Raw genomic sequence first — 11,315 nt, forward strand, 5'->3', positions numbered from 1 at the left:
CCCTGTGACAGGACCCCGATGAGAGGACCCGCATGACCCGCCCGGCCCCGATCCGTGTCGTCCTCGCCGACGACGAGCGCATGGTGCGCACCGCGCTGCGCGCCATCCTGTCCGCCGAGCCGGACCTGGAGGTGGTGGGCGAGGCGGCCACGGGTGCCGAGGCGGTGTCGGTGGTACGGGAGGTGCGGCCCGACGTCGTCCTCATGGACGTCCGGATGCCGGAGATCGACGGGATCCGCGCCACCGAGCAGATCCTCGCCACGCTGGACCAGCCGCCACGGATCGTCGTCGTGACGACGTTCGAGAACGACTCCTACGTCTACGACGCGCTGCGCGCCGGAGCGGCCGGGTTCCTGCTGAAGCGGGCGGACGCGGACGCGCTGGTGCAGGCGGTCCGGCTGGTGGCGCGCAGCGACAGCCTGCTGTTCCCGGCGGCGGTCCGCACGCTCGCGACCGAGCACGCCCGCGCGAACCCGGCGCCGCCCGCGTGGTTGGCGAAGCTCACCGGCCGTGAGCGGGAGGTACTGCGGCACATGGCGCAGGGGCTGACCAACGCGGAGATCGCCCGCCGGATGGAGGTCGGCGCGGCCACGGTGAAGTCGCACGTCGCGGCGGTGCTGGCCAAGACCGGCACCCGGGACCGCACGCAGGCGGTGATCGCGGCGTACGAGGCCGGCTTTCTGAACGGCGGATGAGAAACCGGCCCGCCGCATGAGAAACCGGGACGGACGGGAACGTTCCGCCCGGTGTGGCTCGTCCTCCTGTTCGGAATGAACAAGACGATCAGGCGCGCTTCGGTCTTCGCGCTGCTCCTGGTGTTCGCTCTGCTGGTCAGGGCGACCTGGGTGCAGTTCTACGAGGGCCAGGCGCTGGCAGACGACAAGGACAACCGGCGGAACGCGATCGAGACGTACTCGGCGCCGCTCGGGAACATCATCGTGGGCGGCCGGTCGGTCACCGGCTCGGCGCCCACGAAGACGGGCGACCTGAAGTACAAGCGGACGTACACGGACGGCCCGCTGTACGCGGCGGTGACGGGTTACGCGTCGCAGGCGTACGCCCCGACTCAGCTGGAGGGCATCTACACCGATCTGCTCAACGGCACGGACAGCCGGCTGAAGTCCGTGCTGGACACGCTCACCAACCAGCGGGCCGAGCCGGGCAACGTGGTCACGACCATCGACCCGGACGTGCAGAAGGCGGCCTACGAGGCGCTCGGCGACAAGAAGGGCGGTGCCGTCGCCATCGACCCGAGGACCGGGAAGATCCTCGCGGTGGTGTCGACGCCGTCGTACGACCCTTCATCGCTGACCGATGCCAACACGGCGGGGGCGGCCTGGCAGAAGCTCACGACGGACCCGGAGAAGCCGCTGGTCAACCGTGCGCTGCGGCAGCCGCTGCCGCCCGGTTCGACGTTCAAGCTGGTCGTGGCGGCGGCCGCGCTGGAGGACGGGCTGTACTCGTCGGTGGACGAGCGGACGGACAGCCCCGACCCGTACACGCTGCCGGGCACCACACGGCAGCTGACGAACGAGAACCCGAACGCCCCCTGCACGAACGCCACGATCCGCACGGCGTTGGAGTACTCGTGCAACAACGTCTTCGCGAAGATGGCCGTGAAGCTCGGCCAGGACAAGGTGAAGGCGATGGCCGAGAGGTTCGGCTTCAACGACGACAAGCTGGATGTGCCGGTCCGGGCCTACACGAGCGTGTACCCGTCGGACATGTACCCGTCGCAGACGGCCCTGACGGGCATCGGCCAGTTCGACGTCACCGCCACACCGCTGCAGATGGCCATGGTGTCGGCGGCCATAGCCAACGGCGGCAAGCTCGTGTCGCCGCACATGGTCTCGCAGATCACCGGCAGCGGCGGTGACGTGCTGCGGGACTACGACGACGAGGCGGGCACCAAGGAGATCGTCAGCTCCTCGACCGCCGAGCAGCTGCAGTCGGCGATGGAGACGGTCGTGAGCAAGGGCACGGGCACGAACGCCCAGGTGCCGGGCGCGACCGTGGGCGGCAAGACGGGCACGGCCCAGCACGGCGAGAACAACAGCCAGGTGCCGTACGCCTGGTTCACCTCGTACGGCAAGTCCGACTCGTCGGGCAAGGAGGTCGCCGTGGCGGTCATGGTCGAGCAGTCGGACGCGGCCCGTTCGGAGGTCAGCGGCAACGGCCTGGCGGCCCCGGTCGCCAAGGCCATGATGCAAGCGGCGCTCAAGGACTGAACCTCCGCTGCCGATAAGCCGTCTGTAGAGACGAGACGGGCCGCCCCCCTCCCCCCGGGGGCGGCCCGTCCTCGTGTCAGCGTGCCCCCGGCGTCACTTCGCTCCGAGGAGCTGCTCGATCGGGTCGATCGCGAAGTACACGAGGAACAGCGCCGAGGTCCCCCAGAGCAGCCAGTGGACCTCCTTGGCCTTGCCCAGGACGGTCTTGATGACGACGTAGGCGAGGAAGCCGGCCCCGATGCCGTTGGTGATGGAGTAGGTGAAGGGCATCACGGCGATGGTCAGGAACGCGGGGATGGCGATGTCGTAGCGGTCCCAGTCGATGTGCCTGACCTGGGTCATCATCAGGAAGCCGACGGCGACCAGGGCGGGGGCGGCCGCCTGGAGCGGGACGATGGTGAGCAGCGGGGTCAGGAACAGCGCCAGGCCGAACAGGCCGCCGGTGACGAGGTTGGAGAAGCCGGTGCGCGAGCCCTCGCCGACACCGGCGGCGGACTCGATGTAGGAGGTCGCCGAGGAGGCGGAGGCCGCACCGCCGGCGACCGCGGCGGCACCGTCGATGAGCAGCACCCGGCCGAGGTTCGGGACCTTGCCGTCCTCGTCGAGCAGCCCGGCCTCGGCGCTGATGCCGACGACCGTGCCCATGGTGTCGAAGAAGTCGGACAGGATCAGGGTGAAGATCAGCAGGACGACGGTGATGACGCCGACGCCGGGGGCGCTGAACGCGCCGAACAGGTCGAAGTCGCCGAGGAGTCCGAAGTCGGGGGCGCCGACGAGCCGGTCCGGCCAGGAGGGTGTGGTCAGGCCCCAGGACTTGATGTCGGCCAGGGAATTGATCACGATCGCCAGCGCGGTCATGGTGACGATGCTGATCAGAATGGCGCCCTTGACCTTGCGGGCGAGGAGTCCGATCGTCAGCAGCACGCCGAGGCAGAAGACGAGCATCGGCCAGCCGGCGAGCGTGCCGGTGCCGCCCAGCTGGACGGGCACGGTGGTGTTCGCGGCGTCCGGGATGCGGCTGACGAACCCGGCGTCGACGAAGCCGATGAAGGCGATGAACAGGCCGATGCCGACGCTGATCGCCTGTTTGAGCGGCTGGGGTATCGCGTGCATGACGGCCTCGCGCAGACCGGTCACCACCAGCACGCAGATCAGCAGGCCTTCGAGGACGATCAGGCCCATCGCGTCGTCCCAGCTCATCAGCGGGGCGATCTGGAAGGCGACCACGGCGTTCAGGCCGAGTCCGGCGGCCAGCGCGAGGGGCAGGTTGCCGCCCACGCCCATGATGATCGTCATGACGGCGGCCACCAGGGCGGTGGCGGTGGTGAGTTGGACGGTGTCCAGCTGGTGCCCGAACTTGTCCTTCGCGCTGCCCAGGATGATGGGATTCAGGACAAGGATGTAGGCCATCGTGAAGAACGTGGCGAAGCCGCCGCGGATCTCCCGGCCGAAGGTGGAGCCCCGCTCGGAGATCCGGAAGAACCGGTCGACGCTGTTCGACGGCGGTGCCGTGGTGGGTGGCCGGCCGGTGGCCTGCTGCGGTTCGGACATGGCGCGTGCTCCTCGGTGCCTGGGGTGATCGGTGTGCGGATGCTGGCCGGATTGTGCCCGCGTTGAACCCCGTTCAGGTTTTCTGCGTGTTACGGAATCAGAGTCCGGCCCGCCCTACGCCGTTCGAAGCTCCGTACGAACCATCCTGCGATCGCTGCTACGCTTCCCGATCTCGTCCGGGCCTCCCCCGGATGATCACATGTCATCTACATGACAGCCACACAGGGCGCCCCGCCCGGGAGCGTCCGCAGCCGCTGCGAGGAGAGGTCGCCCGTGGGCACAGTCGTCGACGACGCCGCCTCCGTGGAGTTCCACGCCTTCTTCGAGCGCCACTACGCCGAACTGTCGCGCCTCGCCTACCTGCTGACGGGCGAGACGGACACCGCCGACGACCTGGCGGCGGACGCGTTGCTGGCGCTGTGGCACCGCTGGGACCGGGTGCGCGCGGCCGACCATCCGGCGGCGTACGCGCGCGGCGTGGTCGCCAACCTGGCCCGTACCCGCATCCGCAGTGCGGTGCGTGAGCGGCGGCGCATCGCCCTGTTCTGGTCGCAGCGCGAGGAGAACACCGAGAACCCGGACATCGCGGGCGTGGTCGACGTACAGGAGGCGTTGCGCAGGCTGCCGTTCCGCAAGCGGGCCTGTGTGGTGCTACGGCACGCGTTCGATCTGTCGGAGAAGGACACCGCGCTGGCGCTCGGGGTGTCGGTGGGTACGGTGAAGAGCCAGACCTCGAAAGGGATGGCCGAACTCCAGCGGTTGCTGGGGGCGCGGGGCGTGCCGCAGCGGATGCACGCGGCGCTGGGCGCTCCGCGCTGCTCGCCCGTCGTGGAAGGCGTGCGCACCGGCGAGGGCGGAGGGAGGGACCGATGAGCATGCGGCGTGACGTGCACGAGGAGGTGCGCGCCCGGCTGCACGAGGAAGCCGGGGCGCACGAGCCCGACCGGGAGCGCATGCTGGCCCGGGTCGAGCGCGGCATGGCCGGTCCGGCCGTTTCCGGCCACCGGGCGACGCGTCCGCAGGTGCTCGGCTGGATGCGGGTGACCGGTGCGACGGCCGCGGTCGCCGGCGTACTGGCGGTGGGCGGTTACGCGGTGGCGTCGGCGGTGAAGGACGAAACCGCCCCGCGGCAGCAGGAGGTGGCCACGTCGGCGACGCCCACGCCGTCCCCGGAGTCGACGAGCCGGGCGCCCGCACCTCCGCCTGCGGTGGAGCCGGCGCCGAGCCGGTCGCCCGAGCGCCGCGAGTCGAGCCCGCCCCCGTCGAGGACACCGAGCGCCCCGGCCGCAGAGCGGCCGCCCGCCGCCGGCACGCAGGACGGTCCGCTGTGGTCGGACGGTTCGGTCGACCCGCACAGCAACGACTTCTGGGCGCAGAGCAACATCACCCTCAAGGCCGGCGAGCAACTGACCGCGCTGACCGTGCGGTTGGAGGTGGCCCAGACCGGCGGGGTCTCCGACGCGGGTGCGTGGCGCTCCCTGCCCGAGACCGACTTCACCCTCGCGGTCGCCGAGCGGGACGGCTTCCTCGTCTACACCTGGACCCTCAAGGAGGGCCGTACGGTCCCGGCGGGCGAGTGGGTGTTCGCCGGCCAGTTCGACCACGCCCGCGGCGGGCGCGACGCGGGCCGGGACCGCTACGCGGTGACGGCCGCCGCCGGTTCGCGGCAGCTGTCGGTGGGCGGTTCCTTCGCCGCCGTGGACGACGGCGACGGCGGCTCGTGAAATTCTCCTGGAGTCGTGGCAACCCTTTCTTCACCGGTGGCGACCACCAGGCGCAAGAGTCACCCACCTGAGGAATCGGTACATGACTGCATTAGCAGAACAGCGCGTCCGCCACCGCCGCAGCGTCACCAAGCGGCGGGCGGTGATCGCCGCGGTGTCCGCGTTCGGCATCACGGGAGCGGCGATCATCACCACGTCGATGCTGTCGACGGCGGGCGCCGCGTCCTCCTGGCCCACGGACAAGGGCAAGACGCCCGTCTCGAAGACCATCCCGGTCTCCGGTGTCCGCGACGGCGGGATGAAGATGTTCTACGGCACCGGCGCGCTCGGCGGCGGCAGCCAGGACGAGGGCCAGGACCCGCTCTTCGAGCTGGCCGACGGCGCGGTCCTGAAGAACGTCATCATCGGTACCCCGGCGGCGGACGGCGTGCACTGCAAGGGCACCTGCACCCTGCAGAACGTGTGGTGGCTGGACGTCGGGGAGGACGCGGCCAGCTTCAAGGGCAAGTCCTCGTCCGCGGTGTACAAGGTGATCGGCGGCGGCGCGCGGAACGCCGACGACAAGGTGCTGCAGTTCAACGGCGCCGGCACCCTGCACGTGTCGGGCTTCCAGGTCCAGAACGCCGGCAAGCTGGTCCGCTCCTGCGGCAACTGCAAGACCCAGCACAAGCGCACGATCGTGCTCAGCGACATCGACGTGACGGCGCCGATGAACTCGATCGTCGGGGTGAACGCCAACTACGGCGACACGGCGACGCTGTCGAAGATCCGCATCCACGGAGACAGCAAGAAGAAGATCAAGACGTGTGTGCGCTTCGAGGGCAACAACACGGGCAAGGAGCCCAAGGAGCTGAAGCCGGCGGGCCCGGACGGCAAGAGCTGCAAGTTCAAGGCCTCCGACATCAGCTACCAGTAGGCGCTGCCCCCCTGTGACTCCGGCCGGCCCTCGTCCCCCCTTGGGCCGGCCGGAACGCCGGGTGTCCGGCCCCCCAGCCGGACGTCCCGGCACCTCGGCCCTCCGGAGCCCCCCTCCGGACGGCCGGACGGCACCGGCCGAGCCCCCCTCGGCCGGTCGGCAGGACGCCCCCGTCGCTTCGCACCGACGGGGGCGTCGCCTTGCGGGGCCCCTCAGTCCATCGCCGAGCCGACGGTCGCGGAGCCGGTCGTCAGGAACGCCGTCCTGGGCAGGGATCCGTCCGCCCGGCGGGCTCCGTACGCGCCGGCCACGTCCGTCGAACGGAAGGACGGGGTGGCGGTGCCGCTGTCCCAGGTGTTGCCGGCGGAGGCCGCCGAGGGGCCGAGCTTCGCCGCTCCGCCCTTGTCGCCGACGGCGAGGTTCCCGCCGAGGCGGGCCGCGCCGGTGGCGAAGGAGAAGCCGTTCCCGGCGTTGGCGTACGCGGTGTTGCGGTTCAGGGCGACGGCGACGGTGCTGGAGTTCGCGGTGAAGCCGTGCCGCGTGTTGGCCCAGGCCGCGTTGCCGGTGACGGCGTGGGCGGCGGACGCGCCCCCGCCGCCCAGCTCGAAGCCGTTGCCGTTGCTCTCGAAGTCCGTGTCCTTCCAGCGGTTCTCGCCGTTGCCGAAGGCCCAGGAGCGCTCGATGGTCACCTTCGAGGAGAACTGCCACAGACCGATGCCGTCGTCGGAGTTGTGGTAGAGCCGGGCCCCGGTGATCCTGTTGCCGGTCCCGGAACCGAACTTGACCGCGATGCCGTCGGCGTTCCGGCCGTGGCCGGCCGGGTCGTAGTTGCCGTGGCTGTCCAGGTTCTGCACGAGGTTGCCGGTGGTGCCGTCGCCGCGCAGGGTGAAGCCGGAGTCCCCGTTGTCCGCGGTGACCAGGTTTCTGAAGACCCCGCCGGCCGAGGACGTCGCGACGAATCCCTGGGCCGGGGAGTTGACGAAGACCAGGTCCTGGACGGTCCAGTGGTCACCGGCGATCCCGGCCAGCCAGGAGCCTGCGGGCAGTGCGGACCCGTCGATCCGCACCTTCTCCCCGCCGTACGCCCGCAGGGTGATGCGCGCGGAGGGAGTGCCGTTCGCGCTGGACTCCAGGGTGGCGGACGGGTAGTAGGTGCCGCCGCGGACCTGGATCACGGTGCCTGCGGTGGCGTTCCGCACGGCCTCTTCGAGCTGGGCCGCGGTGGAGACGGTGACCGTCGTCGAGGCGGCCCGTGCGCCGCCGGTCGTCAGCCCGAGGTAGACGCCGCCGGCCCCGGCGGCACAGGCCACGGCCGCGGCGATGGAGAGCGTACGGGTGCTGCGATGGCGTCCGGCGCTCGGCGGCACGGAGCGTTCCTTTCCTGGGGGACCGGGGACGGAAACGGTTCGGAGGGGCCCGCTCCGGCCCGTTTCCCGTCCACCAGTCGCCGCCGTGCCCGAAAGGGTTGCCGCGCCATGCGCCCCGGAGCCCCCGCCGTTTCGAAAGTTTCGGAGCCGACGGCCGCACGCTCACCCGTTGACGCCCTGCGTCCCTCCGGTGAAACTCCGAGGGCCGCTATCCAACAGAATCCCCCACACTCCGACAGGAAGTGTCATGCGCCCCCGCATCGCCCGCACGCTCCTGCTTCCGTTCCTGGCCCTGACCGGCCTCCTTCTGACCCTCCTCACGGCACCGCCCAGCACCGCAGACCCCGGAGCCCCACCCGTGAAGAACAGCAAGTACGCCGGCTATCTCTTCGCCTACTTCACGGGCGAGGGCACCGCCGACGGCGAGCAGATCCGTTACGCCCTCAGCCGGGGCAACGACGCGCTGCACTGGCGTGAGCTCAACGCCGGCAAGCCGGTCCTGACGTCGACGATCGGCGAGAAGGGCCTGCGCGACCCGTTCGTGATCCGCTCCCCCAAGGGCGACAAGTTCTTCCTCATCGCCACCGACCTGCGGATGTACCAGAACTCCAGCGGCAGCTGGGACCAGGTGCAGCGGCACGGCAGCAAGTCGATCATGGTCTGGGAGTCCACCGACCTGGTCAACTGGACCGACCAGCGCCTGGTGAAGGTCTCCCCGGACAACGCGGGCAACACCTGGGCCCCGGAGGCCTACTGGGACGACGAGCTCGGTGAGTACGTCGTCTTCTGGGCGTCGAAGCTGTACGCCGACGACGACCCGGAGCACAAGGGCAGCACGTACAACAAGATGATGTACGCGACGACCAAGGACTTCCGGACCTTCAGCGAGCCGAAGATCTGGAACGACCCCGGTTACTCGGTGATCGACTCCACGGTCGTGAAGTACAAGGACGAGTACTACCGCTACACCAAGGACGAGCGGGACCCCAGCTCTTCGAGCCCCTGCTCGAAGTTCATCACCGGTGAGAAGTCGACGTCCCTGACCTCGACGAAGTACGAGTTCGTGGCCGACTGCATCGGCAAGGGCGCGATGGACCGCGGCGAGGGCCCGACGGTGTTCAAGTCGAACACCGAGAAGAAGTGGTACCTGTTCAGCGACGAGTACGGCGGCCGCGGCTACATCCCGTTCGAGACCACCGACCTCGCTTCGGGCAAGTGGACCCCGTCCGCCGACTACCAGCTCCCGGCGAGCCCCCGGCACGGCACGGTCCTGCCGGTGACACAGAAGGAGTACGACCGCCTGCTGGCCGCGTACCCGGCCACGCCCGCCTCGGTGGTGGACGCGACGGCGAAGCACCAGAAGGGCTACTCCATCGTCACGGACAGCGCCTCGAAGGTCGTGCTGCCGATGGAACCGAACGCCGATCTGCGCGGCCTCGCCCCGAAGCTGTGGGTCGGTGAGGGCGCCGCGCTCAGCCCGAAGTCCGGCACCCGGCGCGACTTCCGCAAGCCGCAGAAGTACACGGTCACGGCGGCCGACGGCACCAAGCGCACCTGGACGGTCGAGGCGGTCCGTACCCGCAGCCCGCTCCTGCCCGGCCTCAACGCCGACCCGGACGTGCGGTACATGAACGGCAGGTACTGGATCTACCCGACGACGGACGGCTTCCCGGGCTGGAGCGGCACCAAGTTCAAGGCGTACTCGTCGAAGGACCTGGTCAACTGGAAGGACCACGGCGTCATCCTCGACCTCGGGCCGGACGTGACCTGGGCCGACAAGAACGCCTGGGCGCCCGCGATCGCCGAGCGGAACGGCAAGTACTACTTCTACTTCTGCGCCGAGCAGCAGATCGGCGTGGCGGTGGCGGACTCCCCCGCCGGCCCCTTCAAGGACGCGCTCGGCAAGCCGCTGGTCGCCAAGGGCGGGCCGTTCAAGGGCCAGATGATCGACCCGTCGGTCTTCACGGACGACGACGGTCAGGCGTACCTGTACTGGGGCAACGGGCACGGGTACGTCGTCCCGCTGAACGACGACATGGTGTCGTTCGACGCGTCGAAGGCGAAGGACATCACCCCGGACAACTTCCGCGAGGGCGCCTTCGTGATCAAGCGCAAGGGCACGTACTACTTCATGTGGTCGGAGGACGACACCCGCAGCGAGAACTACCACGTGGCGTACGCGACGGGCCCGTCCCCGCTCGGCCCGTGGACCAAGCGCGGAACCATCCTGGAGAAGCGGCCCGAGTACGGCATCCTCGGCACCGGTCACCACTCGGTGGTGAACACCCCGGGCACCGACGACTGGTACATGGTCTACCACCGCTTCGCCCTCAACGGCCCCGGCAGGCCCGGCGGCGACGGCACGCACCGGGAGACCACCATCGACCGCATGGAGTTCGCGGCCGACGGCGGCATCAAGCCGGTGGTGCCGACCCTGGAGGGCATCAAGCCGGTACGGCGATGAGCCTCACAGGACGTCGTCGAGCCAGCTGAAGACCTCGTCCTGCATCTCGCGGGTGAAGACGTGGCCGAGCTCCGGCCACGTCTTCGTCCGTATCCGCTCCTCGGCGTGCCGTGACCGCCAGACGGCACGCAGCTTGTCGTACGCGACCCGTACGCCCTCGGCCGGGAACAGTGTGTCGAGCCCGCCGCCCAGGAACAGCATCGGCCGGGGCGCGGCGATGCTCGCGACGTCGGGGATGTCGAGGTGCCGGGCGAGACCCGGGTGGAGCATGTAGTACGCCGACTGCCCGCGCAGCGTGTTGTTGCCGGGCACCATCATCTCCTTCAGACCGGTCATCCAGCACACGCTCGCGGCGGCCGCGATGTGGTCGCTGAGGGCGGCGGTCTGCCAGGCGCGGTAGGCGCCCATGGAGAAGCCGACGGCCGCGACCCGCCGGGCGTCCACCCGGTCGAGTGCGGCCAGGAAGGCGGCGGCCCGCTGGTCCTCCCGGGCCATGAGCCCGGCGAGCGAGGAGCCGAGGTTGTAGAAGTTGGCGGCGAGGGCCTGCTGCTGCTCGTAGGCGAGCGGGCCGCGGTCGCCCCAGCCGAGCGCGTCCAGGCACAGCACGACATAGCCGCGCCGTGCCAGTTCGTCACCGACGAACCGCCCGCTGAAGTACTTGTCCGCCCAGGCCCGGGCGGAGGCGAGACGCGTGTCGTCGTACCAGGGCCGGACGAGTTTCTCCTTGCCGATGTCGAATCTGGCGCCGTGGTCGTGCAGGAGCAGCACGGCGGGGAAGGGCCCGCGGCCGTGCGGGGTGAGCAGGGCGCCGCGCACCCGTTCGTGGCGGGTGAGGGAGAGGGTGACCAACTCCCGCGTGAATTCCTCGCTTTGGGCACGAACGCCGATCTCCGGTGCGTACGGCGTCCCGTCCTGCCGCTCGACGAGAAGGTGCTCCTCGACGGTGGCGCGGGCGGCGCGACGCCAGGCACGGAAGTCGCGGATCGGGGACCTGCCCCAGGCGAGCGGGAAGGTCAGGGCGTCCTTCAGCGCCGGGTGGAAGTCGGGCAGCGGGCCGTCCACGAC

Annotated in this window: 9 protein-coding genes; 6 read left to right on the top strand and 3 right to left on the bottom strand. The window is 70.2% G+C overall.

The features are described 5' to 3' along the window. The first annotated feature begins 32 nt into the window (after positions 1–32). Both C1J00_RS28400 and C1J00_RS28405 read left to right on the top strand, forming a co-directional pair. Positions 33–695 carry a response regulator transcription factor gene (locus tag C1J00_RS28400; protein ID WP_102911856.1) on the top strand — a complete coding sequence of 221 codons (663 nt, stop codon included), beginning with the start codon at positions 33–35 and terminating at the stop codon, positions 693–695. Between the two features lie 75 nt (positions 696–770). Further along, positions 771–2,228, top strand: coding sequence for a peptidoglycan D,D-transpeptidase FtsI family protein (locus tag C1J00_RS28405; RefSeq protein WP_102911863.1), 1,458 nt, complete (start codon positions 771–773; stop codon positions 2,226–2,228). Positions 2,229–2,321: 93 nt separating this feature from the next. Here the strand turns inward: C1J00_RS28405 and C1J00_RS28410 are convergent, their stop codons facing one another. Further along, positions 2,322–3,779: an NCS2 family permease gene (locus C1J00_RS28410; protein WP_102911857.1), complete on the bottom strand. Its 1,458-nt coding sequence runs from the start codon at positions 3,777–3,779 to the stop codon at positions 2,322–2,324. Between the two features lie 273 nt (positions 3,780–4,052). On the opposite strand from C1J00_RS28410, the gene C1J00_RS28415 reads away from it, so the two are divergent. The 3 genes from C1J00_RS28415 to C1J00_RS28425 all read left to right on the top strand — a co-directional run bounded on the left by C1J00_RS28415 (position 4,053) and on the right by C1J00_RS28425 (position 6,419). Further along, a complete protein-coding gene (locus tag C1J00_RS28415; protein WP_102911858.1) occupies positions 4,053–4,652 on the top strand; it encodes a SigE family RNA polymerase sigma factor in 600 nt (199 codons plus the stop codon). Continuing rightward, positions 4,649–5,503: a hypothetical protein gene (locus C1J00_RS28420; protein ID WP_102911859.1), complete on the top strand. Its 855-nt coding sequence runs from the start codon at positions 4,649–4,651 to the stop codon at positions 5,501–5,503. Before C1J00_RS28415 ends, C1J00_RS28420 begins: the two co-directional genes overlap by 4 nt. Before the next feature lie 82 nt (positions 5,504–5,585). After that, the gene (locus C1J00_RS28425) at positions 5,586–6,419 is read left to right on the top strand and encodes a pectate lyase (RefSeq protein WP_102911860.1); all 834 of its coding nucleotides are present in this window, start codon (positions 5,586–5,588) and stop codon (positions 6,417–6,419) included. Positions 6,420–6,631: 212 nt separating this feature from the next. On the opposite strand, the gene C1J00_RS28430 is transcribed toward C1J00_RS28425, so the two are convergent. Beyond that, on the bottom strand, positions 6,632–7,786 hold the full coding sequence (locus C1J00_RS28430) for a right-handed parallel beta-helix repeat-containing protein (RefSeq protein ID WP_102911861.1): 1,155 nt from the start codon (positions 7,784–7,786) through the stop codon (positions 6,632–6,634). Positions 7,787–8,033: 247 nt separating this feature from the next. On the opposite strand from C1J00_RS28430, the gene C1J00_RS28435 reads away from it, so the two are divergent. Then, positions 8,034–10,250: a glycoside hydrolase family 43 protein gene (locus C1J00_RS28435; RefSeq protein ID WP_102911862.1), complete on the top strand. Its 2,217-nt coding sequence runs from the start codon at positions 8,034–8,036 to the stop codon at positions 10,248–10,250. A gap of 3 nt (positions 10,251–10,253) precedes the next feature. Here the strand turns inward: C1J00_RS28435 and C1J00_RS28440 are convergent. Beyond that, the coding region (locus tag C1J00_RS28440; protein ID WP_102911864.1) for a dienelactone hydrolase family protein at positions 10,254–11,315 on the bottom strand (1,062 nt) is incomplete at its 5' end.

This window comes from Streptomyces cahuitamycinicus (assembly GCF_002891435.1).
In the GTDB taxonomy this organism is placed as follows: domain Bacteria; phylum Actinomycetota; class Actinomycetes; order Streptomycetales; family Streptomycetaceae; genus Streptomyces; species Streptomyces cahuitamycinicus.

Excerpts from the sequence above, each read along its gene's own strand:
- C1J00_RS28405 (WP_102911863.1), top strand. The coding sequence starts at position 771 with ATGAACAAGACGATCAGGCGCGCTTCGGTCTTCGCGCTGCTCCTGGTG.
- C1J00_RS28435 (WP_102911862.1), top strand. The coding sequence starts at position 8,034 with ATGCGCCCCCGCATCGCCCGCACGCTCCTGCTTCCGTTCCTGGCCCTG.
- C1J00_RS28425 (WP_102911860.1), top strand. The coding sequence starts at position 5,586 with ATGACTGCATTAGCAGAACAGCGCGTCCGCCACCGCCGCAGCGTCACC.
- C1J00_RS28400 (WP_102911856.1), top strand. The coding sequence starts at position 33 with ATGACCCGCCCGGCCCCGATCCGTGTCGTCCTCGCCGACGACGAGCGC.
- C1J00_RS28410 (WP_102911857.1), bottom strand. The coding sequence starts at position 3,779 with ATGTCCGAACCGCAGCAGGCCACCGGCCGGCCACCCACCACGGCACCG.
- C1J00_RS28420 (WP_102911859.1), top strand. The coding sequence starts at position 4,649 with ATGAGCATGCGGCGTGACGTGCACGAGGAGGTGCGCGCCCGGCTGCAC.